Source organism: Amycolatopsis sp. NPDC004079, assembly GCF_040610415.1.
GTDB classification, from domain to species: domain Bacteria; phylum Actinomycetota; class Actinomycetes; order Mycobacteriales; family Pseudonocardiaceae; genus Amycolatopsis; species Amycolatopsis halotolerans.
In genome coordinates this window covers 41957-66417 of sequence record NZ_JBEXMH010000019.1, presented here as the reverse complement: position 1 = coordinate 66417, position 24461 = coordinate 41957, and the positions used below count along the sequence as shown (strand labels likewise).

Genomic DNA, 24461 nt, shown 5'->3' with positions numbered 1-24461 from the left:
ACAAGGAAGGGACACGCTTCGCATGGCTGGTCGGCTGACCTTTCACGCATTCACCGAACTCGGCTGGACCGACGGCGAGGGAGGCGCGTGGCGCAACCCGGCATTGACCCCGCCGCGGACGGTGCCGGAGCTGGAGTTCTGGACAGGACTGGCCAGGGTCGCCGAGCGCGGCCGCCTGGACTCGTTCTTCTTCGCCGACGCGATGGGGATGGGCGGGTTCACCCCGAGCGACCAGGAAAGGGAGGTGCGCGACGGCCGGTTGATCCTGTGGGACCCGGCGGTCGCGATCCCGGCGCTGGCCGCGGCGACCGAGCACATCGGATTCCTTTTCACGAGTTCGATTCTTCAGGAGCACCCGTTCACCTTCGCGCGCAAGGCGAGCACGCTCGACCACCTCACGAACGGACGGGTCGGCTGGAACATCGTGACGTCCTACAGCCCGAACGTCGCGCGGAACTTCGGGATGGACGACCTTCCGCCGCGCGAGGAGCGGTACCGGTGGGCGGACGAGTACGTGGACGTCGCCTACCGGCTGTGGGAAGGCTCCTGGGAAGAAGACGCGGTGGTGGCCGATGCCGCGACGGGGGTCTACGTGGATCCGGCCAAAGTGCACCCGATCGACTACGCGGGTGAGCGCTACCGGGTCCAGGGACCGCACCTGACCTACGCCACGCCGCAACGGACGCCGCTGCTGGTACAGGCGGGCGGCTCGCCCGCCGGGCGGGCATTCGCGGCCCGGCACGCGGAAATGCAGTTCATCACCGCGCCTGATCCCGAGTCGGCGGCGAAGGACATCGCGGCGGTGCGCCGGCTGGCCGCGCGAGCGGGCCGCAGACCTGACGACATCTGCTTCACCATCTCGACCGGCTTCGTCGTGGGCAGCACAGAGGAGGAGGCCCGGCGAAAAGCCGACGATCTCGACAGCTACGCCGACTTCGCCGGGAAGGTCGCGGCCATCAGCACATCGATCGGGGTGGACCTGACCGGGCTGGAACCCGATGCCCCGGTATCCGAGCTGCTGGCCGGTGCGACGTCGAGCGGCGGTATGTCCGGGGTGCTCAAGTCGCTCATCGGCTCGCTCCCGACGGACCGTCCGCCGACGTTGCGCGATCTGATCCGCCCCCGCGGCGACCGGCACGGGGGAGTGGGCACGCCCGAGCAGATCGCCGACCAGCTCGAACGCTGGCAGCGGGCCGGGGTCGGCGGCGTCGCGGTGGGCATGGACGTCCGCCCCGGTTCGCTGACCGACTTCGTCGACCACGTCATCCCCGTGCTGCAGGACCGCGGCCTCGCCCAGCGCGAGTACGCGCCGGGGACGCTCCGGCAGCGGGTGCTGGGCTACGGCGACCGGCTTCCGGACCGGCATCCGGCCGCGCGGCACCGCAGGGGTTCGCGGACGGCAGGTGAGCGACATTCGTGAGACCCGACGCACCGGTGAACCGCCCGGACGACGCGCGCAGGTCTCCGCCGCTGGCCTGGCTGATCTGTGCGGTGGTCTTCACCGAAACCACGTTGCTCACTCTCGTCACCCCGCTGATTCCGCGCTATGCGGCCGATTTCGGCATGTCGCACGCGGAGGCCGGGCTCTTCGTCGCGCTCTACGCGGCCGGCTCCATCGCCGGTTCGGTGCCCGCCGGGATGCTGGTCGCCCGGCTCGGCGCGCGGACCACCGTGCTGATCTCGCTGGCGCTCGTCGCGGCCGGAAGCATCGGCATGGGCTACGGCAGGCAGCTCGCGCTCCTGGACATCACCCGGTTCGTCCAGGGCGTCGCCGGTACGCTCGCCTGGTCGGGCGCGTTCTCGTGGCTGGTGGAGGTCGCGCCAGCCGGGCGACGGGCGCGGACCCTGAGCATGGGACTGGCCGCCGGTTCCCTCGGCGGCATGCTCGGCCCGGTGGTCGGCGGAGTAGCCGAGCTGGTCTCGCTGCAGCTGGTTTTTACCGTTCTGGCCGGGCTTTTCGGCGTTCTCGCGATCGGTGTCGGCAGGCAGCCCGCGTCCGGGAGAAGCGACCGGCAGCGGCTGCGGGAGCTGGTGTCGGCGGTCGGCAGACCGGAGGTCGCGGTGCCGGGGTGGCTCGTCGCCGCGGCCGGGGTCGCGTTCGGGACCGTCGCCGTGACCGGACCGCTCAAGCTGGCCGGTCTCGGCGCGGGCGGAGCGGTGGTCAGCGCGACGTTCCTGTGCGCGGCGTTCGCCGAGGTGGTGGTTACCCGGCTCGCCGGCAGCGCGTCGGACCGCCGCGGCCACTTGGCCCCGATCCGCGTCGGTCTCGTGCTGGCCGCGGCGCTCGCTGTGCTGCTGGCGGTTCCGGCCGCCGTTTTCCCGGCCGTACTGGTGATCGTGGCGCTCGCCGCGGCGATCTCGCTGTTCCTCGTTCCGGGGTTCGCGCTGCTTTCCGCCGGAGCGCAGCGGATCGGACTGCAGCAAGGACTCGCCTTCGGTTTGACGAACATCTCGTGGGCCGCCGGAAACCTCCTCGGCGCGCTCGCTGGAGGAAGCCTCGCGGGGATCGGCACAGTGGTGCCCGGGGTGGCGGTGGCTGTGCTGCTGGCGGTCTCCCTCGGCATCGTCCGGCGGCGCGGGCAGACCTGAGACAGCAGGAGGGGGCGCGCTTGCGGAGCGGTCTGCCTACCAGCGGAAAAGCCCGGAATCGCGGGTGCTGTCCCGGCTTGACTCCCCAGGTGCGCGCGGCTACCTTCTCAGTACCGACCGGTCGGTGTGAAGAGGGGACCGGGTGCCGCGAGCGGTTCGCCGGGCACGCCGAAACACCGCGAGCCTGGTCGCGGGGGGTGCACAAAGCTCATCGCCGCGCGATGAGCGTCGCCGATCGAGAGGTGAAACCCATGCCTGAACCGTTTTCCGCCGGACTGACCCGTCGGCAGGCGTTGCGTCTCGGGGCGCTGGGGGCGGGCGGGTTGCTGCTCGCCGGCTGCGCCGGAACCCCGGCGGTGCGGACCGCCACCGCGCCGACCGGGCCCCGCAAGCGCGGCGGAACCTTCCGCTTCGCCCCGATTTCGACGGCAGGCACCACTTCGGCCGATCCGCTGTCGATCAACAGCGGCTACGAACTGCGCTTCGCGATGTTCGATTCCCTGGTCGCGCCGGACCATCAGAACCGGGTGCGGCCCGCGCTGGCGGAGCTGCTCGAACCCGAGGGAACCGACCAGTCGGTGTGGACGATCCGGCTGCGCGAGGGCGTCGAGTTCCACAACGGGAAAACTCTCGACGCCGACGACGTGCTCTTCAGCCTGCAGCGGATCCTGGACCCCAAGACCCCCAGTTCGGCGTCGAACCTCCTGAAGGCGATCGACCTGAACGCGATCAAGAAACTCGACAAACGCACGCTGCGGCTGAAACTGACGAGCCCGAACTCGCAGCTGCGCCGGGCGTTCGCGCCGTCGGAGGCGGCGATCATGCCGGTGGGGTTCGATCCGAACCGCCCGGTCGGCACCGGCCCGTTCAAGCAAGTGAACTTCACCCCCGGCCAGCGCTGGACCGGCACCCGCAACGGCAGCTACTGGCGCGAGGGACGGCCCTATCTGGACGGTCTCGAGTTCATCGGGTTCGCCGACACGACCACCGCGCGGACGAACGCGGTGCTGTCCGGGCAGATCGACGGCATCGACGGGCTGCACCCGGCTCAGCTGCCGCAGATCTCCGCGCGCCCCAACCTGAACGTCCTCATCTCGCAGTCGGGTGCCTACCAGGTCTTCGAGATGCGGTGCGACAAGGGCGCGGTGTTCGAGGACCCGCGGGTGCGCAAGGCGTTCAAGCTGCTGGTCGACCGGCCGCAAATGGTCAAGGTCGCCTGGAACGGCCAGGGCGCGGTCGGCAACGACACCGGTGTGTGGGCCGAGTTCGACCCGGCGATGGACGGCTCGCTGCCGCAGCACGCACAGGATCTCGACCAGGCGCGGTCCCTGCTGAAGGCCGCGGGCAAGGACGGGATGACCGTCACGCTGCGCACCTGCCAGCTCGCGACCGGCCAGGTGGAATCCGCGAATGTCCTGGTCCAGAACGCGAAGGCGGCCGGGGTCACGGTGAACCTGGACGTGGTCGCGAACCGGGCCCAGTACTACGGGGGCCAGGACTACTACACCTCGCAGTTGAAAGTGGACTCCGACTCGACCGAGACGATGTTCGCCAACACCGCGTACTGCTTCACCGGCAAAGGGATCTACAACAACACCGGTTACGACAACCCGCGCGTCAACTCGCTGTACACGCAGGCGCTGGCGGCGACTCCGGAGAAGTACCAGGAGCTGATGCACGAGGTGTCGCGGCTCGTCTGGGATGACGGCCCGTGGATCTCGTGGGGACGGCAGAACACGGTCCACGTCTGCAGCGACAAGTTCACCGGAGCCGTGCAGGACGCGTCGGGCCGGTTCAACGGCTACCAGTGGAGCGACATCTCGCTCGCCTGACAGCCGGGTCGACCATCTAGCCGGTGCCGGGACGACGCGGTCCAGGCACCGGGAGAAAGGCGGGCACATGCACGAGAACCTGGTCCCTGGCATGACGAGGCGGCGGCTGCTCGGCGCGGCCGCCGCCGGTGCGGCGGGTCTGGCGCTGGCCGCGTGCTCGGGCGGGCCGCCGGGCGAATCGGCGGTCGAAGCCGGGGACGCGGCGCCGACCGGACCGCGCAAGCGGGGCGGGACTTTCCGTTTCGCTCCCTCGGATTTCGCCGGCACAGTGTCGATGGATCCGCAAGCCTCGGACTCGTCGTTCGCGCTCGCCACCGCGCTCACCGACACGCTGATGGCCCGCGACCACTCGTGGCGTCTTCAGCCGGGGCTGGCCGAGGAGTTCGAGCCCGCGCCGGGAACCTTCAAGACCTGGACTGTCCGGGTCCGCGACGGCGTCACGTTCCACAACGGGAAACCGCTCGGCGCGGACGACATCATCCACACCATCCGGCGCAACCTCGACCCGAAGAACCCGGGCTTCTCCGCGGGGCTGCTGGCCTCGATCGACCCGAACGGTCTGTCCGCTGTGGACAAGCGGACGGTGCGGCTGGAGCTGAAATCGCCGAATTCGCAGCTTCGGGACGGGTTCGCCGAGGCGCCGACCGGCATCGTCCCGGTCGGCTTCGACCCGAAGAACCCCGTGGGGACCGGGCCGTTCAAGTATCGGAGCTTCCAGCCGGAACAGCGATTCGTCGGCGACCGCAACGAGAACTACTGGCGCGAGGACGGCCCGTACCTGGATTCGCTCGAACTGGTCGGGTTCAGCGATCCGATCACCGCGCGGACGAACGCGTTGATCAGCGGCCAGATCGACGGGATGGACCGGGTGCCGGCGAACTTGAGCGCACAGATCCGGGCGAGGAGCGATCTCGCGCTGATCGTGTCCGAGACCGGGGCGTTCGAGTTCACCGGCATGCGGTGCGACCAGGGCGCGCAGTTCGCCGACAACCGGGTCCGGCAGGCGTTCAAGCTGATGCTGGACCGCGACCAGATGGTGAAGACGCTCTACTCGGGCTTCGGCGAGCCGGGCAACGACATCGGCGCGTGGGCGCGGATCGATCCCGCGGTGGACGGCTCGATCCCGCAGCGGCGCCAGGACCTGGACCGGGCCAAATGGCTGCTGAAGCAGGCGGGAATGGAGGGCATGCGGGTCACCTACCGGGTCGGGCAGGTCGAGCCGAGCGCGATGAGCACGGCCACGCTGATGGTGGAGTACGCGAAGGCGATCGGGGTCGAGCTGACCATCGAGCCGGTGCAGAACCTGTCGTCGTTCTACGGTCCCGGCTACTTCAGCTCGCAGCTCAAGAACAGCTACGACTACACCCAGTCCCTCTACGACAACGCGTCCTACTGCTGGCTGCCCACCGGCGGGTTCAACGGCGAGCATTTCGACCACCCGAAGGTCAATTCGCTGTACGCGCAGGCGATGACCACGACGGGCGCGAAATACACCGACCTGATGCACGAACTGTCGCGGGTGATCCACGACGAGGGGCCGTGGCTGGTGTGGGGGAGGCACAACATCCCCGACGCTTACCGCAAGAAGTTCACCGGAGCGCGCAAAGACGCTTCCGGACTCGGTTTCAACGGCTTCCGCTGGGACGAGATCTCGCTCGCGTGAGCCGTTCGCACACGACCTGAGGAGGCGATCGGCCATGGCCGGCAGACTGACCTTGCACGCGTTCACCGCACTGGGCTGGCTCGACGGGCAGTTCGGCTTGTGGCGGCACCCGGAACTGGTCCCGCCGCGCGCCGTCCCGGACCTGCAGTGGTGGAGCGACCTGGCTCGCACCGCCGAACGCGGCTGCATGGACTCGATGTTCTTCGCGGACGCCATGGGCATGGGCGGCTTCACCGCGGACGACCGCGAAGCGGAGGTGCGCGGCGGCCGGATGATCCTGTGGGACCCGGCGGTGACGATCTCCGGGCTCGCCGCGGCGACCGAACACCTCGGATTCCTGTTCACCAGCTCGATCCTGCAAGACCATCCGTTCACGTTCGCGCGCCGCGCCAGCACGCTCGACCAGCTCACCGGCGGCCGTGTCGGGTGGAACATGGTCACCTCCTACAGCCCGAACGCGGCCCGGAACCTGGGGTACGCCGACTTGCCTTCCCGCGAAGAGCGCTATGCGTGGGCCGAGGAATACGCGGACGTGGTCTACCGGCTCTGGGAAGGATCCTGGGAGGACGACGCGCTGCTCGCCGACGTCGCGTCGGGGGTGTACGTGGACCCCGCGAAGGTGCATCCGATCGACTTCGCGGGGGACCGCTACCGGGTGCAGGGTCCGCACCTGACTCATCCGACCCCGCAGCGCACGCCGCTGCTGGTCCAGGCGGGTGGCTCGCCGGCGGGCCGGGAGTACGCCGCCCGGCACGCCGAGATCCAGTTCATCGCGGAAACGGACGAGCGCGCGATGGCGGAGACGATCTCCGACGTCCGGCGGCTCGCGGTGCGGTCCGGAAGGCGTCCGGACGACATTTCGTTCGTCGTCTCGTCCCGCTTCGTGGTCGGCAGCACCGAGGCGGAGGCGCGCCGGAAGGCCGCCGAACTGTTCGAGCGCGCGGACTTCCCCGACCTCGTCGCGCACCTCAGTTCCGCGATCGGGAAGGACTTCTCCGGATTGAGCCCCGACGATCCGGTCGACCTGCTGAACGACCCGGCCGGGAGCGGCGGCATGTCCGGCAGTCTCCAGGCGCTCGTCGACGGGCTGCCGAAAGACCGGGTCCCGACCCTGCGGGAAGTGGTCCGGGCCAGCCGGAACCGCGGCCGGGTCGTGGGCACCCCGGAGCAGATCGCCGACGTGCTGCAGCGGTGGCACGAGGCCGGGGTCGGCGGCGTCACGGTCTCGATGGAGTTGCGGCCGACGTCGCTGGTCGAGTTCGTGGAGCACGTCATCCCGGTGCTGCAGGACCGCGGGCTCGCCCAGCGCGAATACGCGCCGGGCACGCTGCGCGAGAAGCTGATGGGATACGGCGACCGGCTGCCGGACCGGCACCCCGCCGCCCGGCATCGCCGGTGACCGTCCACCACGGACCGGGTTCCGCCGAACCCGGTCCGTTTTCGGAAAATCAGCCCGCCGACGCGATCACATCGATTTCCACGCGGCACGCTCCCGCGAGGCCTGCTACCGCCACCGACCGGATCGGCAGCGGACCGCCCGAGAAATAGTCGTCGAAAGCGGCGAGCATTTCCGGAATGTGCTCGGCCGCGCTGACATAACAGGTCGCCTTGAGCATTCCGGACAGCGCACCGCCCGCCCCCTCCACGACCTCCCGGATCTGGTCGAGGACGACCCGGGTCTCGGCGGAAACCGTTGCGGTGCCGGGAAGCCGGGCGAACGTGTCCAGGTCGAGAGCCATGCCGCCGGCGAAGACGAGGCCGCCCGCGACCGCGGCTCCGGAAAGACCGAACCGGTCGGCCGCCGCCGGATCTTCGGTGAGGAAAGTGGGCATGGGATACCTCCTGCTTTCTGCGGGGGAACGGAAGGAAAACAGCCGGGATCTCGACATCATACCAAACGGTAGGTATGTTGAGAACGGCACCGAGACCAGCAAGCGTCGGGAGTTGTGCATGGCGGATTATTTCGAACAGCGAAAGCATCCGGGTTCCGCTGGCGGTTCGGCGAGCGGGGATTTCGCGTTCGCCTCCGGAATCGCGATCGACCCGGCGACGATGCGCCGGGTCCCGGAGGCGGGCACCGTCGGCGAGGAGACCCGCGTGGTGCTGGCCTTGCTGGAAGACCAGCTCGCGCAGGCCGGCTGCGGCCTGGGCGACATCGTCAAAACCACCTGCTACGTCCGCGAGGAGACCGATCGGATGGAGTTCGTTCAGGCTTACCGCGACGTGTTCGCGCCCGGTCCGTACCCGGCTCGCTGCACGGTCGCGCTCGGCGTCGCGGGCGACTGTCGCGTGCAGATCGACGCGATCGCCTACCGGGGAGCGGAATCGTGAGAGTCGACCTTCTGCACGCGCTGGAGAACAAGGACGACGCGCGGCCCTGGCACGAAGTCCTGGAACAGGCGCGACGACGATTCGTCCTCGCCGACGAGCTGGGCATCGACGGGATCTGGATCGGCGAGCACCACTTCGACCACATGGGCGTCGACCAGTCGCCGAACCCCGCGCTGCTGCTGGCCGACCTGGCGAGCCGCACCCGCCGGATCCGGATCGGGATCGCGGCGGTCATCCTCCCGGCGTGGCACCCGATCCGGCTCGCCGAGGACCTGGCGATGCTCGACCAGATGACCGGCGGCAGGCTGGACGTCGCGCTCAGCCGGGGCATCCTGCAAGCGGAGATCATCAACCTCAACGCCGAGGCGGACCGCTCCGCCGACGCCCGCAGCAAGGCGATCTTCGCCGAACGGCTCGGCCTCCTGCGCGCCGCCTGGGCGCAGGATCCGCTGAAGTGGAGCAGCGAGCGCTTCGAATACCCACACCCAGACACGAAATGGCCAGGCGGCCCGAGCGAGTACACCGACGAGAGCGGCAAGGCGACCGGCATGGCCGTCATCCCGCGCCCCCATCAGACAGGCGGTCCGCCGCTCTACAGCGTCACCGACACCACCGGCGGTTTCGTCTCGGCGGCCCAGCAAGGATTGAAGACCATCACCTGGTTCCCGACCCGAGGGATTCTCAACGGACTCAACGCGTCCTATCAGGACGAAGCGGAGCGCGGCGGCGGAGCCCCGCTGCAGAACGGATCGGCGGTGCTGCGCGGATGCCTGATCGCCCCGACCGACGCCGAAGCGCGCGAACTGGCCGAACCCGAGGTGACCAGCTCGTTCGCCTACATCGAGAAGGTGCGCGGCATCAAGGTCTGGCTCGACGAGGGCGAGGACCCGGACGATCCGGCGATCCGCGCGACCCCGCCGTTCGACCTGCTTTTCGAACGCGACCATCTGCTCGTCGGTTCGCCGGACACGGTGGCCGAGAAGATGATCCAGTCCGCGCGCGCGAACAACGCGACGCACTGGGTCCTCGCACCGTCGCTGACCGAGAACGACCACTGCGTGGAGCGGACCATGCGGCTGCTGGCCGAGGAGGTCCTGCCGAAGGTGAGGGCAGCCGTCGATGACTGACACCGCGGCATTCGAAGTGCGTTCCACCGGCGAGTTCGCGTTCGTGGGCTCTCCCATTCCCGAGCCGCACCCCGGCAGGCGGTCGCTGGCCGAGGAAATCCGCGCGGCGATGGCGGGCGTGCAGGCCGGTCTCGAGAGTGTCGGCTGCGCGCTGACCGACGTCGTGAAGGCGACCTGCTACCTGTCCGAGGATTCGTACCGCGGCGACTTCTGGGGCGCCTGGGCGGAATGGTTCCCGGCGGACGCGCACCCGGTCCGGCTCACCCTGGTCGCCGCGCTCCCGCACGAGGACCGGGTGCGGCTGGAAGTACTGGCGGAGCGGGCATGATCCTCGAACGTTCCGAATGGGGCGACCCCGAAGCACCGCCGCTCGTCTGCGTGCACGGCGTCGGTTCGCACGCGGGGGAGTTCCGGCGCGTCGCGGCCAAACGATGGGCGCGGCAGTTCCGGGTGATCGCCTTCGATCTGCGCGGGCACGGCCGGTCCGGCTGGAATCCGCCGTGGACACACGCCACCTGCGCCGACGACCTGATCGAGTCCGTCGGCGCGCTGGGCCTGGACCGGCCGGACTGGCTCGGCTTCTCCTTCGGCGGCAGGCTGCTGCTGGACCTGGCGGCGCGGCGGCCGGAGAAGATCGGCCGCGCGGTGCTGATCGAGCCGGTCATCCGGATCTCGCCGCAGCTGGCACAGCACCGGGCTGAGCAGGAGCTGACCGGCGACGTGTGGGATTCGGTCGAGGACTTCCTCGGCAGCCGGGAGAACACCGGCGAGCGGAAGATCGACCCGGAACTGCTGGCCGAGGTCGAGACCCAGTTCGACCGGCTGCCGGACGGCCGGATCAAGCGGCGCACCAGCCAGGCCGCGATCGTGTCGATCTTCAGCGAGTTCGCCGCGCCCGCACCGCCGCCGGAGACCCTGACCCGCCCGGCGCAGCTGATCTACGCGCCCGAGTTCGGCCTGGTGACTCCCGAACAGCGCGCGGCCTACGAGCCGTATCTGGCCGACATCGTGCAGGTGCCCGGTCAGCACGCGGTTTTCTGGACGGCGTTCGACGAGACCGCTGCCGCGGTGGAGCGTTTCCTGTCAACGTGAAAGGGCGGTTCGATGGACAAGTTCGACTTCGTCGTGGTCGGCGGCGGATCCGCCGGCTGCGTCGTGGCCGCCCGGCTGAGCGAAGACCCGGGCGTTTCCGTTCTGCTGCTCGAAGCGGGCGGCGACGAACGGCGGGCCGACGTCATGGATCCGGCGCGCTGGGAAGAACTGCAGGACACCGACGCGAACTGGGGCTTCGAAACGGTGGCGCAGGCCGGGACCGGCCGGGCGCATCCCGCACCGCGCGGCCGGGTGCTGGGCGGGTCCGGCTCGATCAACTGCATGACCCATCTGCGCGGGCACCGGCTCGATTTCGACCACTGGGCGAGCCTGGGTGCGAAGGGCTGGGACTACGCGGGCGTGCTGCCGTATTTCCAGCGGTCCGAGCATGTTCCCGGCGGAGATCCCCGTTACCGCGGAACCGGTGGTCCGTTGCGGCCGCGAGCGCCCGGCGAGCCGCATCGCCTCGGCGAGGCGTTCGTCCAGGGCGCGCTGAGCGCGGGGCACCAGCGAACCGGCGAATTCAACGCCGCGGAGATGTCCGGCGTCGGCCATCCGGAATCTCTTGTCCTGGACGGTTCTCGCGAGAGCACCGCCACCGCGTATCTGCGACCCGCGACGGTTCGCCAGAACCTGACCGTGCGCACCCAGTCGACCGCGCTGCGGCTGACCGTCCGGGACGGGCGCTGCCACGGCGTCGAGTATCTGCGCGACGGTGTCCGTGAGTCGGTGTCGGCGGGCGAGGTGATCCTGTGCGCCGGTGCGGTCGGTTCGCCGCACCTGCTGCTGCTGTCGGGGATCGGACCGGCGGACGAACTCGCGGCCGCGGGCGTCGAACCGATGTGCGACTTGCCGGGTGTCGGCCGCAACCTCCAGGACCACATCCTGCTGGCCGGTATCCGTTACCACGCGCGGCGACCGCTCACGGCCACCGGAATGGACGGGGCCACCCTGCTCGCCCGCACCGACGGCGCCGACCACGGACCGGACCTGAACCTGTGCGTGATGAACTTCGACTACCACCTGAGCTGGCAGCAGCCCGCCCCGGACAGCTTCACTTTCGCGATCGGGCACATGCGCCCGGCGAGCCGGGGTTCGGTGCGGCTGGCGTCAGCTGACCCGCTGGCCGCGCCGCTGATCGACCCGGCCTACGTCCGGGAACGCGGCGACCTGGACGAACTCGTCAGGGGAGTGGAGCTGGTCGACGAGATCGTGCGTACGGGCGCGTTCGACGAGTGGGACGGCCGGTCGGACACGACCGCGATGCTGCGCCTCGACCGCGCGGAGCTGGAACAGGCCGTGCGGGAGTCGATCAGCAGCTACTTCCACCTTTCCGGCACCGCCCGGATCGGGACCGACGACGAAGCGGTCGTCGACCCCGACCTGCGCGTCCGCGGAATCGACGGGCTTCGCGTCGCGGACGCCTCCGTGATGCCGACGGTCGTGTCCGCCAACACCAACGCGGCCAGCATCATGATCGGCGAGAAGGCCGCTGACCTCGTGCGCGGCCGATGCCTGCGCGCCTCATCGGTCCGTTGACCGATGCTCCGGCGAGTTTTAGGTCCCAGATACCAACCGGTCAGTCTTAACTGAGGAGGCAGCATGTCCCAGCGCCCGCCCGGTGCCCGGCCAGGCACCCGTGCCGAACTCCTGCGCGGCCCGTTCGACCCGGGCGGACAGCCGGAACTGCACCGCGACAAGCACATGCACCTGTCGCTGTTCGCGTGGAACGTCAGCAGCGGGCTGTCGGCGAGCAAAGCCGTGCTCAGCGACCCGGAACGGCACCAGGAGTTCTGGAAATGGCCGTCCGCCGCGAAACTGCTGCGCGCGACCGAGGAAGCCGGGTTCGACAGCCAGCTGCAGTACGGGATGTGGAGCGGCTACGACGGGGCGACCCGCTGGAACAACTCGCAGCTGGACTTCGCGACCGCGGCGACCGGTTCGGCTGCGATCACCGAACGGATCGGCATCTACACGACGATCCACGTGGGATACCAGATCCCGCCGCTGCTGCTGGCGAAGATGACCGCGTCGATGGACCACCTCTCCGGCGGCAGGCTCGGCGTGAACATCGTGGCCGGGCAGAACGCCGTCGACTACGCCCAGTTCGGGCTCGTCGGCCCGCCGTCGCAGCAGGTCCGCTACGCGATCGCGGACGAACTCGTGACTGCGCTGAAGCATCTGTGGTCCTCGGAAGAACCCGTCGACTTCGAGGGCGAGTACTTCCAGTTCCACGGCGCGCAGATCGACCCGCTCCCGACGAGCCGCCCTCGGCCGCTGCTGATCTGCGCGGCCGGGTCCGACATCGGTCTCGACTTCGCGACGAGGCAATGCGACGCACTGTTCATCACCGCCGACGACAAGGATCTGGACGGCTATGCCAGGCGTGCGGCGAAAATTCACGCGATGGCCGCCGAACACGGGCGCAAGGTACGGATCTGCGCGATGTGTTACGTCGTGATGGACGAGACCGACGCCAAGGCCGCCGAGACGACGGAGTGGATGCGCAGCGAGATCGACCGCGACGCGCTGGAGGTCTGGCTGACGCGCAGCGGGCACATCATGAACAGCGAACGGCAGGAGGTCACCGAGGACCAGTTCGGCGAGGGCCGCTCCAAGAGCGGCGCGAATCAGGACCCGTACCTGGGCATCGGCAAGCAGCACTACGAGGGCCTCGGCATGGGGATGGGCGCCTACCAGCTGTTCGGTTCCTACGAGACGGTGGCCGACCAGTTGATCGACCTGTACGAGTCCGGCGTGGAGCAGGTCGCGCTGTGCTTCTTCGACCCGCACAAGGGCGTTCAGCAGATCCGTGACCACGTCCTGCCGCTGCTGCGCAAACGCGGCTACAACCTGTGACGCCGCAGCCAGGACCGGTCGCGATCGTCACCGGCGGCGGAAGCGGCATCGGCCGCGCCACCGTCCTGCACCTGGCCGCCGAGGGATACCGGGTGGTGGTCGCCGACCTGAACTCGCGCGCCGCCCAGGAAACGGCCGAGCAGGCGGGCGGCTTGGCCGTGCCCGCGGACGTCAGCCAGGAGCGGGATGTCGCCGCCGTGGTGGCGGCCGCGATCGACCGCTTCGGGCAGGTGGACGTCCTGGTCAACAACGCCGGGCTGGGCGGCGCGTTCGGCCCGGTCACCGAGATCGAGGTCGAGGACTGGGACTTCACCTTCGCGGTCCTGACCCGCGGCACCTTCCTCGGGATCAAGCACGCGGCGCGCGTGATGACCGCAGGGGCGAGCATCGTCAACATCGGCTCGGCCGCCGCGTACAGCGGCGCGACGCTCGCCTCGACCGCTTACTGCGCCGCCAAAGCCGCTGTCCTGAACCTGACGATGTCCGCGGCCGTCGAACTGGCTCCGCAGCGGATCCGGGTCAACGCGGTCTGCCCAGGGCTCGTCCGGACCCCGCTGCTCGAATCGGCCCGCGGCGACGCGTTGGCGGCAGCCAGCCCACCCGGCCAGCCGTGGCCGCGCTGGGGCCAGCCCGAGGACATCGCCCGCGCGGTCGGCTACCTGGCAGGCCCGGCGGCGGAATTCGTCACCGGTCAGACGCTCGTTGTCGACGGCGGCCTCACCGCGGCGGGTCCGGGACCGGATTTCCCGGCGGCGTTCGGTCTCGATCCGCGCGCACAAGGCCTGGTCGGGATGAACCGCGGGACGACCGGGCAACGCAGCCAGGTGCGCCGCCGGATGTCCTGACCCTTGACATCCGGCGACTTGCATATGAAATATTCCGTACGCGTCGGCTGTGTGTGGTCCCCCTTGCCGGTTCTCGTGTTGGAGGGTGAACGTGAGCTTCGAACTCCCTGGTCCGACCGTCTCCTCGCTGCTGCAACGGACTTACGACGTCCATTCCGGACAGACCGCGCTCGTGCACGCCGACGGGACGGAAACGTCCTTCGGCCGCCTGCGGGACCTGGCCGCGGGCCTCGCCGGAGGGCTCGCCGGGCTGGGACTCGGCCGCGGCGACCGAGTCCTGATCGCCGCCCGCAACTGCGCGGAGTACGTCGTCGTCGACCATGCCCTGTTCTGGGGAGGTTTCGTCCGGGTCGCGGTGAGTTTCCGCTTGCATGCCCGGGAAATCGCCGAGATAGCCGAGGACTGCGCGGCTCGCGTCGTGGTCGCCGACGCGGACCGTGTCACCGAGTTGGACGCAGCATTGCGCGCGGCCGGTGTCGAGGCGAAAGTCGTCAGCACCAGGTCAGTCGCCGAGCTGGCCGAGCACGATCCCGTCCCTCCCGCTCCGGCGGAGCGGGAGGACCTGGCCTGGATGCCGTACACGTCGGGAACGACCGGACGGCCCAAGGGCGTCATGCACACGCACCGGAGCCTCCTCGCCACGATCCGCAACATGATGGTCGAACTGCCGCCGATCACCGACCGGGACACCATGCTGCAGATCGCGCCGCTCAGCCATCTGGCCGGCTGGTACGGGCTGGTGTACACCGTCCGCGGCGCCCGGCAGCTGTTCGCCGCGGAGTTCGACGCGCGTGAGGCGGTGGAAGCGATCGGAAAGTACCGGGTGACCGCCATGCCGATCGTGCCCACGATCCTCACGATGCTGACCGACGAACTCGAACGCGGCGACCACGGTGACCACGCTGTCAGCTCGATGCGAACGATCATCTACGGCGGCTCGGCGATCGCACCGGCGAAGCTGGCGCGCGCGATCGCCGGGTTCGGCGACGTGTTCGTCCAGAGCTACGGGCTCACCGAACTGCCGATGCCGGTGTCCAGTCTGTCGCAAGAGGACCACAAATTCGATCCGGCGGAGCCCGCCCCGGAACGGCTCGCCTCGGCGGGCCGCGTCACCCCGTACATCGAGGTGCGGATCGTCGGCGCGGACGGCAACGACGCGCCGCCTGGGGAGAGCGGCGAAATCTGGATCCGCGGCGACATGATGATGACCGGCTACTGGCGCCAGCCAGAGGAAACCGCGGCGTTCCTGCGGCCGGATTCCTGGGCGAGCAGCGGCGACATCGGCCGGATGTCCGACGGCTACCTGTACATCGTGGACCGCAAACGCGACCTCATCGTTTCCGGCGGGTTCAACGTTTTCCCGAGCGAGGTGGAGAAAGTGATCGGCGCGCTGCCCGGGGTCGCCGAGACCGCTGTGGTCGGGGTCCCGGATCCGCGGTGGGGCGAAAGCGTCCTCGCTGTCGTCGTGCGGGAACCGGGCAGCGATCTGACCGAGGAACAGGTGCTCGCCGCCTGCCGGGAGTCGATCGCGGGGTACAAGAAACCGCGCCGTGTCGAGTTCGCGGACGCACTGCCGAAGAACTCGTCCGGCAAACTGCTGCGGCGGGAACTGCGCGCGAAGTACTGGGCTGGACAGACCCGCCTGGTGGACGGCTGAGACACTTCGGTTTTCCCGAAGCACCGCTTCGAAAAACGGAAATTGACCGCTCTGTCAGCGCCGCTTAATGTCGCCGGAGACTCGTTCCCGGACGAAGCTCTTGGTCGTCCCGAGCTGTGCGTGAAGGCGGAAAGCGCTATGGGACAACGAATGTCCGCAGGCCCGGCACTTGTGGTACCGCAGTTCGTCGCGGGGGCGAAGAAGAACCTCATCGGCGGCGAATGGGCGGATGCCGCCTCCGGTCGCCGGATCGAGGTGCTCAACCCGGCGACCGGGGACTCGCTTTGCTCGATCGCGCAAGGGGATGCCGAGGACGTTGACCGTGCGGTGGCGGTGGCGCGCCGCGCGTTCGAAGGAGAGTGGCGCCGGTGGACGCCGCGCTGGCGGCTGGTCTCGGTCTCCCCGCGAGACCAGCGACAACCGCAGCCGTAATGCAGGCCAAGGAACGGGCCCGAGTCGCGGGACAGGAACTTGGCGGAGCGTTGCCGCTGCGACCGGCGACGGAAGCCGAACTGCTGTGTTGCGCGCCGGTTCGCGGACCTGTTCCGTGTCGATCCTGCGTCCCACGCTATTCAGCGGCAGTTCGGCGACAGCTTCGGTGGCGAACTGCCGCGGACGGGATGCCACCGAGTCGAGACAGCTAGCCAGGTCGAGGAGGGTGCTGCCCGTGGCTGCGGGGTGCGACTGGTCGGAGTGATCGACTGAACGGGACCAGGTCGCGGCGACCGTATCCTGGTGGCGGTCAGGCAGTGCGCGGGCGGCAACGAGGCTAGGTCGCGGCACCGGTCGGCCAGCCGGTCCCGGGAGTCAGCGAACGCCAGGCCTCGGACAGTTGGCCCCTGCGCACGCCAAACGCCCGCGGTTCGGCCGGACCGGGAGCCAGAACTGTTCAGCCCCGGCGAACTTCGCGCTGTGGCGAAACTACTCAGAGTAATCTCGCCTTCTTTCGGGGCGAACGCTATTGCAGGCACCTCGGAAATGGTCGATGCAGTGGAGCGCATAGTCGGGGTGAATTCACCTAGTGTCATCCATGCAAGCATTCCGGAAACTATCGCGCTCGAACGGGCTCGAAATAGTCGGACCTTTGCTTTCCGGACGGCAGAATATAGCCACTCGTGCCGGTCGTCCGGAAGTATTGCGCGAGTGTCCACTGTGGATCATCTGGGCCGTTTCCGGGCCATCCGCCGATCGGAATCGCGGACGTCCTGGGTGTGTTCTCACAGCCGAGTCAGGGCTCGCACGGTCGGGCAGGTCGAACTGTTTCACCGCGCCGACGGCCACGTCGCGGCACGTTGGCAGGTGCCTGGCCGACGGCATATCCGCTGGCCAGGCACCACTTTGAAGTCTTCTTCCCCTGCGCGGTTCGCCTACGGCAGGGCGCGGATCCCGTGGCGGTCAGCCGTGGCTTGCAGGTCTGTCGCCCAAGCGTCGGCAAGCGCTCGGGATCATGCGCTCGGGGTTAGCGGGTCTTCTGGTCGGCCCACCACTTCTGCCCAGCCTCGGGCAGCGTCTGGATCGGGTCGTAGTACGGGTACTTGCGCTGCAACGCCTCCGGGTCCTCGTGCTCGATCCCGGTCCGGTAGTTCTTGGTCCAGTAGGAAATCCCCAGGTCACGGTCGTACTCGGCGAGCTGGTGCACCCATCGCTTCCCGACATAGGGGACGTCGCAGACGATCCGCGGGGTCGCGTAGCCGGGCAGGTAGCCCATGATCGAGCGCTGAAGTTCCTGCGCTTCATGCACGGAAACCCGCCAGTGCTCCGCATTCGGGATCATGTCGCACATATAGAAATAGTAAGGCAAAATGTTGGCCTCACCCTGCAAGGCAAAGCAAAGATCCAAAAGCGCCGCCGGAGTCGCATTGACCCCGCGCATCAGCACACCCTGATTCCGCACATCCCGCACACCGACCTGCAGCGCCGTCCGCGCCGCCTCCGCGACCAAAGGCGTCACCGACTGCGCGTGGTTCACGTGCGTGTGAATAGCCAGGTTCACCCCGCGGGCCTGTGCCGTAAGGGCGACCCGCTGCAGCCCCTCAGTCACCTTCGGCTGCAGCCAGTGCTGGGGCAGCGCCGCGAGCGCCTTCGTGGCCAAGCGGATGTCGCGCACTGTCTCGATGTCCATCAGCCGCATCAAGAAGGACTCCAGCTGCGGCCACGGCACGTTGGCGACATCGCCGCCGGAGACGACCACGTCGCGGACGCCGGGGGTGCGCTTCAGGTAGTCGATCATGGCGTCCTGCCGGTCGACCGGCTTGAGCGCGAGCTTGTGCTTCTCGACCTGCTCGGTCGAGTTGCCGACGAGGTCCATCCGGGTGCAGTGCCCGCAGTACTGCGGGCAGGTCGAGATCATCTCGGCCAGCACCTTCGTCGGATAGCGGTGGGTGAGCCCCTCGACCACCCACATCTCGGCCTCGTGCAGCGAGTCGCGTTCGGCGTGCGGGTGGCTGGGCCACGCCGGGTCTCGGTCGCTGCGCACGGGAAGCATGTACCGGCGGATCGGGTCGGCGTAGAACGCCTCGGTCACCTTCGCCGGGTCGGTGCCCGCGTGCGGGGCCATCGTGTTGATCATCTGCGGCGGCAGCAGCATCGACATCGTGGCCATCTCGCGCTGGTCGGCGAGCAGGTCCTCGTAGAACCGCTCCTCCAGCAGGTCGCCCATCAGAGCCCGCAGCTGCTTGGCGTTGCGCACGCAGTGCACGCGCTGCCACTGGGCGTCCCGCCACTCTGCCTCGGTGACGTCGTGCCAGCCGGGGAAGCGGCGCCAGTCGGGTTCTGCCAACTCTGCGCGGACGTACTCGTACGGCTGGTCGAAGGCGGCGGCAGTCGGCACAGGTTCCTGGATCGCAGTCATCTGTACTCCTAGTCGTCGGGAACGCGTGAAAATATCCTGCCATAACGTTAGTCGACCGTAAATCTTTCTGCAGGATGACCCGGTCTGCCCTGCTCGGGGGACCAGGCGGGAGACTCGGGGAGTGAACGACAGCACCACGCTCCTGCTCGGCGGCCGCGTCTACACCCCGTCCTCCCCGGACGCCACCGCGATGGCGGTTTCCGGCGGCACGGTGGTGTGGGTCGGCCAGGACGCCCCGGCCCGCGCGCTGCACCCGGACGCCGAGGTGGTCGACCTGGGCGGGGCGTTCGTCGCGCCGGCGTTCGTGGACGCGCACGTGCACGCCACCTCCACCGGCCTGCACCTGACCGGCCTCGACCTGACCGCGGTCCGCAGCTCCGCCGACCTGCTCGCCGCGGTGCGCGGGGCCGTCGTTCCCGGGCAGGTCCTGCTCGCGCACGGCTGGGACGAGTCGTCCTGGACCGACCAGCGACTCCCGAGCCGCGCCGAACTCGACGCCGCTGCCGGGGACACGCCCGTTTACCTGAGCCGCGTCGACGTCCACTCCGCGCTGGTCTCGAGCGCGCTCACGAAACTCGCGCCCGGTGTCGAGTCCGCCGCGGGATGGTCCGCAGACGGCCCGCTCACCCGCGCCGCCCACCACCTCGTCCGCGGAGCCGCCCGGGACGCGGTCACCCGGGCGCAGCGCCAGGCAGCCCAGCGCGCGTTCCTCGCGACGGCCGCCGCGCGCGGGATCGTGTCGGTGCACGAATGCGCGGGCCCGGACATCTCCGGCGAGGAAGACTTCGCCGACCTCCTGGCGCTGACCGACCCGACCCTGCCTGAGGTCGTCGGCTACTGGGGCGAGCTGAACGCCCTCGACACCGCCCGCCGCCTCGGCGCGCACGGCGTCGCCGGAGACCTTTTCGTGGACGGAGCCCTCGGCTCCCGCACCGCAGCCCTCACCGCGCCGTACTCCGACGAGCCCGGCACCTCCGGCTCCCTCTACGCCGACGCCGCGGTCATCGCCGACCACCTCGTCGCCTGCACCGAAGCCGGGCTGCAGGCGGGCTTCCACGTCATCGGCGACGCCGCCGTCGGCGAGGTGGTCGAGGGGTTCCGCCTCGCCGAGAAGCAGGTCGGCCAGCGTTCCCTCGCCGCGCGGCACCACCGGCTGGAGCACCTGGAGATGGTCACCCAGGACCAGGCGCGCGCACTCGCCGGATGGGGCGTCGTCGCGTCCGTGCAGCCGCTGTTCGACGAAGCCTGGGGCGGCGACTCCGGCATGTACTCCGAACGCCTAGGCGCCCGCGCGACAGCGCTGAACCCCTTCGCGCAGCTCGCTGCGGAAGGAGTCGTGCTCGCCTTCGGCAGCGACGCCCCGGTGACCGCGGTCGACCCGTGGGCCGCCGTACGCGCGGCTGTGCACCACCACACTCCCGAAGCGCGTCTCTCCGCCCGCGCCGCGTTCACCGCGCACACGCGCGCCGGACACCGCGCGGCAGGCGTCAACGACGGCGTCACCGGCAGCCTCGTCCCCGGCGCGCCCGCGCACTACGCGATCTGGGACGCGGCCGACCTCGTCGTCGCCACGGCCGACAGCCGCGTGCAGCGCTGGTCCACCGACCCGCGTTCGGGCGTGCCGCCGCTGCCGAGGCTGGAGCCGGGCGCGCCGCTGCCGCGCTGCCTGCGCACCGTCCGCGGCGGGACGGTCATCTACGACGAGTTCACACCGGCCGCTTAGAGTTCCGGGTGTGGCAGTGAGCGTGGCGGACGCCGATTCGGGCGTTCCGCACAAGACCAAGCGAAAGCGGGCGTGGAAGCCCTGGCTCGCGCGCGTCCTGGCGACGGCGGCGACGGGCTACGGCTACTACCTCAGCTTCGCGCCGCGCCCGCTGTGGTGGCTGGCCCCGATCGCGTTCGCCGCGTTCGCGCTGGTCCTTCGTGGACGGTCGTTCCGGGGCGCGTTCGGGTACGGCTTCGTGTTCGGCATGGCGTTCTTCGTGCCGCTGCTGGTGTGGCTGCAGGATTTCCTCGGCCGCGATTTCGGGCCGCTGCCGTGGCTGGCGCTGTCGTTCGCGCTGTCGCTCTACTTCGGACTCGCCGGGTGGCTGATCCGGGTCGTGGCGCGGCTGCCGCTGGCGCCGCTCTGGGGCGCTCTGGTGTTCGTCGCGCTCGAGACGCCGCGCACGTGGTTCCCGTTCGGCGGGTTCCCGTGGGGCCGGGTCGCGTTCAGCCAGCCCGAGGGCGCGTTCCTGTCGCTGGCGTCGGTCGGCGGCGCGCCGCTGGTCGGTTTCGCCGTCGTGCTCACCGGTTTCGGGCTCGCAGCGGTGATAAGCAACCTGTGGCGCACGCGAAAAGCCTGGGACCGCGCGCTGGTGTGGCCCGCTGTGTTCACCGTGCTTCCCGCCGCGGCCGGGCTCGCGGTGTGGCCGACGATCGGGACCGAGGCGCAGAACGGTTCGCTCACCGTCGCCTCCGTGCAGGGCAACGCACCCGACATCGGACTGGCTCTGCAGGGACAGCGCGGGGTGCTGCGCGCGAACGCTCTCGCCGAAAGCTCCCGGCTGCTGCAGAAGGTCCAATCAGGACAGGTGCCGAAGCCGGATCTGGTGCTGTGGCCGGAAACCTCCACTCCGCTCGACGGCGACGACCCGGGCGTCGACCAGATGCTGTCGGCCTTCGGCGCCCCGGGGATCATCGGCGCGCTCGTGCGCACGCCGGACGGGGCGGCGGAGAACTCCGCTGTCGTCTGGGATCCGAACACCGGGCCGGGACAGCGTTACGTCAAGCAGGATCTGGTGCCGTTCGGCGAATACGTGCCCGCGCGCGCGATCGCGCGGCTGGTGACGCCGTTCATCGACGACACCCGCGACATGCGGCCCGGCGACGGCTCCAATGCCGCGCTGTCGGTCGCGGGAGCCAAGATCGGCGTGTTCATCTGCTACGAGTCGGCGTTCGACGGCCCCGCGCGCGACGCGGCGAACGCAGGCGGCGAACTGCTCGTCGTGCCGACGAACAACGCGTGGTACGGGCCGGGGGAGATGAGCTACCAGCAGCTGGCGATGGCGCGGCTGCGCGCGGTCGAACACGGGCGCGCGGTGGTGGTGTCGGCGGTGTCCGGGGTGAGCGCGCTGGTCGCCCCGGACGGGACGATCACCAGCTCCACCGGGCTTTTCACGGCGGATGCCCTGGTCGGGCGCGTGCCGCTGCGCACGCAGACTACGCTGTCGGATCGAATCGGTGCGTGGACGGAGTACGGACTGCTGGCGTTGGCGATCGCGGGTGTCGCCGGCGGGTTCGTGCTCCGTTTTCGCACCCGGCGCGGTACCGGCAAGACAGTGACAACGGGGACCACAGCAGGGGAAACGGCGGGCTGACTCGCCGGATGCGGAGGAGACGGATGGCGCAGGCGCCGCGGGGGGCCGAAACGATCGAACCGGTGCTGGTGGTGATCCCGACCTACAACGAGCGGGAGAACCTCGGCCCGGTGCTGGACCGGCTCCACAAGGCACTTCCGGACGTCGACGTGCTCGTCGTCGACGACGGCAGCCCGGACGGCACGGGGGAGCTGGCCGACGAGCGCGCGGCCGGGGACAAGCGGGTGCACGTGCTGCACCGCACCGCGAAGGAGGGCCTCGGCAAGGCCTACATCGCCGGGTTCCATTGGGGGATGGAGCGCGACTACGCGACGTTCGTGGAGATGGACGCCGACGGTTCGCACGCGCCGGAGGACCTGCCGCGCCTGCTGGACGCGGTCGGCGACGCGGACCTGTCGATCGGGTCGCGGTACGTGCCCGGCGGCAGCACGGTGAACTGGCCGCTGCGCCGGACCCTGCTCTCGCGCGGGGCGAACCTGTACTCGCGGATCGCGCTGGGCATCAAGGTGGCGGACATGACCGCGGGTTTCCGCGTGTACCGCCGTCCGGTGCTGGAGAAGCTGGCGCTGAACGACGTCGCCTCGCACGGCTACTGCTTCCAGATCGACCTCACGCGCCGCACCGCGGACGCCGGGTTCGACATCGTCGAGGTGCCGATCACCTTCACCGACCGGGAGATCGGCGTGTCGAAGATGAGCGGCGGCATCATGTCCGAGGCGTTCTTCCGGGTCGCGGAGTGGGGCGTGCAGCGCCGCCTGGCCCAGCTGAAGAAGCTGCTGGGCCGAGGCTGACGGTTTTCTAGTTCAGGACGCGGTAGGTGAGGTGTTCGGCGCCCGGCGTCGACACCGCACCGAGCGGCTCGAGGCGCACCGGCCCGGGATTTCCTTGGGGGAACAACGGGGTTCCGTCGCCGAGGACGATCGGCGCGAGGTGGATCCGCAGCACGTCCGCCAATCCGGCGTACAGGACCTGCGACGCGATCGACCCGCCGCCGCCCACGGTGACGTTCTTTCCGCCTGCGGCCGCGCGAGCCTGCTCGATCGCGCTTTCGAGGCCGTCGGTGACGAACCGGAACCGCTCGCCCAGCCGCACTTTTTCGGGCCGGGCGTGGGTGACGACGAACACCGGCGGCGCGGGGATCCGGTCCTCGCCCTCGCCGTAGCCGTCCTCGTCGGCCCAGCCGTTGGGGCCGTCCACGACGTCGAACATGGCGCGGCCCATGACCACCGCCCCGGTGTCGGTGAACGACCGGTGCAGGATCTCCGAATCGCGCGGCGTCGGCTCGGAAACCCAGGCGTGCAACGGTTCTCCGCCGATGCCGAGCCCGTGGTCGGGACCGGCTCCCGGGGCGGTGACGTAGCCGTCCAGCGACATCGAGATGTCCACGACCACCCGGCTCGCTCCCGGCCGGTCCGCGTCGCGCGCGAGTTCGCCGAGCTGGTCCATCGAATCGCGGATCCCGCGCTCCATCCCGCTCGCGACCATGGCGTCGCGCGCCTCGACGCTCGGGAAGACCGACCGGGTCCGCAGCCGCGTCCGGCCGTCGAGGTCCTCGAAGGTCATGCTCTCCAGGCTGACGTTGCCCGGCGCGCCCTCGTACTCGAAGGTCTGGACGATCCGCTCGGCGCTCTCCACCGCGTGGAAGACGCCGTGGAAGAAGTACTCGCCGCCGTCGGAGTCGCGATGCACGTAGCGGTACGCCCCGCCGGAGTGCGCGTCGAACTCCAGGATGCGCATCTCGATGTCGCGCGGACCCAGCCAGCGGGTGAACAGGTCAGGGTCGGTGAAGGCGCGGAACAACTGCGCGGGGGTCGCGTCGAAATCGCGGACGACCTCGATGAACGGGCTGCCGGGCTGGGCGCTGATGGTGGTCGCGGTCATCGGTCTTGCTCCTTGGTCTTTTCGAGGGCACTGGCCTCTTCGAGGATGCTGTCGAGGCGGCGGAACTCGCGTTCGCGGGTCAGCCGGTAGGCGTCGATCCAGCTGGTGAGCTCTTCGAGAGCGGCGGCGTTGAGGTGGCACGGGCGGCGCTGGCCGTCGCGGCTGCGCGTGATGAGCCCGGCCGCCTCCAGCACCTGGACGTGCCGCGACACCGCTTGTTTCGTCACCGGGAACGGCTCGGCCAGTTCGTTCACGGTCGCTTCGCCGCGCGAGAGCCGGGCGATCAGCGCACGCCGGATCGGGTCTCCCAGCGCGGTGAACGCCCGGTCCAGCCGGTCCTCGACGTTGTCAACGGACATCTTTATCAACCGATCT

The 24461-nt window shown here is 69.7% G+C and carries 21 protein-coding genes; 17 read left to right on the top strand and 4 right to left on the bottom strand.

All coding sequences use genetic code 11. The features are described 5' to 3' along the window. The first annotated feature begins 22 nt into the window (after positions 1–22). The 5 genes from ABZX37_RS21175 (at position 23) to ABZX37_RS21155 (ending at position 7483) form a co-directional block, all read left to right on the top strand. Positions 23–1420 (top strand): NtaA/DmoA family FMN-dependent monooxygenase, encoded by a 1398-nt coding sequence (locus ABZX37_RS21175; protein WP_354741909.1) that lies wholly within the window; start codon positions 23–25, stop codon positions 1418–1420. Next, positions 1417–2589: an MFS transporter gene (locus tag ABZX37_RS21170; RefSeq protein ID WP_354741907.1), complete on the top strand. Its 1173-nt coding sequence runs from the start codon at positions 1417–1419 to the stop codon at positions 2587–2589. The genes ABZX37_RS21175 and ABZX37_RS21170 overlap by 4 nt, the downstream gene beginning before the upstream one ends. Positions 2590–2840: 251 nt before the next feature. After that, positions 2841–4421, top strand: coding sequence for an ABC transporter substrate-binding protein (locus ABZX37_RS21165; protein WP_354741906.1), 1581 nt, complete (start codon positions 2841–2843; stop codon positions 4419–4421). A 67-nt stretch (positions 4422–4488) separates the two neighbouring features. After that, positions 4489–6084 carry an ABC transporter substrate-binding protein gene (locus ABZX37_RS21160; RefSeq protein ID WP_354741904.1) on the top strand — a complete coding sequence of 532 codons (1596 nt, stop codon included), beginning with the start codon at positions 4489–4491 and terminating at the stop codon, positions 6082–6084. A gap of 34 nt (positions 6085–6118) precedes the next feature. Continuing rightward, complete coding sequence (locus ABZX37_RS21155; RefSeq protein WP_354741902.1) at positions 6119–7483, top strand: NtaA/DmoA family FMN-dependent monooxygenase; 1365 nt, start codon at positions 6119–6121, stop codon at positions 7481–7483. Between the two features lie 49 nt (positions 7484–7532). On the opposite strand, the gene ABZX37_RS21150 is transcribed toward ABZX37_RS21155, so the two are convergent. Further along, the gene (locus ABZX37_RS21150) at positions 7533–7916 is read right to left on the bottom strand and encodes a RidA family protein (protein ID WP_354741900.1); all 384 of its coding nucleotides are present in this window, start codon (positions 7914–7916) and stop codon (positions 7533–7535) included. A 118-nt stretch (positions 7917–8034) separates the two neighbouring features. On the opposite strand from ABZX37_RS21150, the gene ABZX37_RS21145 reads away from it, so the two are divergent. From ABZX37_RS21145 to ABZX37_RS21105, 9 genes are all read left to right on the top strand, one after another. Beyond that, positions 8035–8415, top strand: a complete 381-nt coding sequence (locus ABZX37_RS21145; RefSeq protein WP_354741898.1) for a RidA family protein — start codon at positions 8035–8037, stop codon at positions 8413–8415. Further along, complete coding sequence (locus tag ABZX37_RS21140; RefSeq protein WP_354741896.1) at positions 8412–9542, top strand: LLM class flavin-dependent oxidoreductase; 1131 nt, start codon at positions 8412–8414, stop codon at positions 9540–9542. Before ABZX37_RS21145 ends, ABZX37_RS21140 begins: the two co-directional genes overlap by 4 nt. Beyond that, positions 9535–9870 carry a RidA family protein gene (locus ABZX37_RS21135; protein WP_354741895.1) on the top strand — a complete coding sequence of 112 codons (336 nt, stop codon included), beginning with the start codon at positions 9535–9537 and terminating at the stop codon, positions 9868–9870. Before ABZX37_RS21140 ends, ABZX37_RS21135 begins: the two co-directional genes overlap by 8 nt. After that, entirely contained in the window at positions 9867–10634 is a 768-nt protein-coding gene (locus tag ABZX37_RS21130) for an alpha/beta hydrolase (protein WP_354741893.1), read from the top strand. The genes ABZX37_RS21135 and ABZX37_RS21130 overlap by 4 nt, the downstream gene beginning before the upstream one ends. Positions 10635–10646: 12 nt before the next feature. After that, positions 10647–12173, top strand: coding sequence for a GMC family oxidoreductase N-terminal domain-containing protein (locus tag ABZX37_RS21125; protein WP_354741891.1), 1527 nt, complete (start codon positions 10647–10649; stop codon positions 12171–12173). Between the two features lie 63 nt (positions 12174–12236). Continuing rightward, complete coding sequence (locus tag ABZX37_RS21120; RefSeq protein WP_354741889.1) at positions 12237–13493, top strand: LLM class flavin-dependent oxidoreductase; 1257 nt, start codon at positions 12237–12239, stop codon at positions 13491–13493. Then, a complete protein-coding gene (locus ABZX37_RS21115; RefSeq protein WP_354741888.1) occupies positions 13490–14338 on the top strand; it encodes a glucose 1-dehydrogenase in 849 nt (282 codons plus the stop codon). Before ABZX37_RS21120 ends, ABZX37_RS21115 begins: the two co-directional genes overlap by 4 nt. Before the next feature lie 91 nt (positions 14339–14429). Then, entirely contained in the window at positions 14430–15995 is a 1566-nt protein-coding gene (locus ABZX37_RS21110; RefSeq protein WP_354741886.1) for an AMP-binding protein, read from the top strand. Positions 15996–16145: 150 nt separating this feature from the next. Further along, positions 16146–16427: an aldehyde dehydrogenase family protein gene (locus tag ABZX37_RS21105; protein WP_354741884.1), complete on the top strand. Its 282-nt coding sequence runs from the start codon at positions 16146–16148 to the stop codon at positions 16425–16427. A 1027-nt stretch (positions 16428–17454) separates the two neighbouring features. Here ABZX37_RS21105 and ABZX37_RS21100 read toward each other — a convergent pair. Then, a complete protein-coding gene (locus ABZX37_RS21100) occupies positions 17455–18846 on the bottom strand; it encodes a lysine 2,3-aminomutase (protein ID WP_354741882.1) in 1392 nt (463 codons plus the stop codon). Positions 18847–18967: 121 nt separating this feature from the next. Between ABZX37_RS21100 and ABZX37_RS21095 the strand changes: the two genes are divergently transcribed. From ABZX37_RS21095 to ABZX37_RS21085, 3 genes are read left to right on the top strand one after another with little or no spacing between them, the layout of a single operon-like run. Beyond that, positions 18968–20569 (top strand): amidohydrolase, encoded by a 1602-nt coding sequence (locus ABZX37_RS21095; protein ID WP_354741880.1) that lies wholly within the window; start codon positions 18968–18970, stop codon positions 20567–20569. 10 nt (positions 20570–20579) lie between these two features. Further along, positions 20580–22205, top strand: a complete 1626-nt coding sequence (gene lnt / locus ABZX37_RS21090) for an apolipoprotein N-acyltransferase (protein ID WP_354741878.1) — start codon at positions 20580–20582, stop codon at positions 22203–22205. Positions 22206–22228: 23 nt separating this feature from the next. Next, a complete protein-coding gene (locus tag ABZX37_RS21085) occupies positions 22229–22996 on the top strand; it encodes a polyprenol monophosphomannose synthase (RefSeq protein ID WP_354741876.1) in 768 nt (255 codons plus the stop codon). Between the two features lie 7 nt (positions 22997–23003). Here ABZX37_RS21085 and ABZX37_RS21080 read toward each other — a convergent pair whose 3' ends face one another. Further along, positions 23004–24086 (bottom strand): SRPBCC domain-containing protein, encoded by a 1083-nt coding sequence (locus tag ABZX37_RS21080; RefSeq protein WP_354741874.1) that lies wholly within the window; start codon positions 24084–24086, stop codon positions 23004–23006. Then, a complete protein-coding gene (locus ABZX37_RS21075; protein ID WP_354741872.1) occupies positions 24083–24445 on the bottom strand; it encodes a metalloregulator ArsR/SmtB family transcription factor in 363 nt (120 codons plus the stop codon). The genes ABZX37_RS21080 and ABZX37_RS21075 overlap by 4 nt, the downstream gene beginning before the upstream one ends. Positions 24446–24461: the final 16 nt, after the last annotated feature.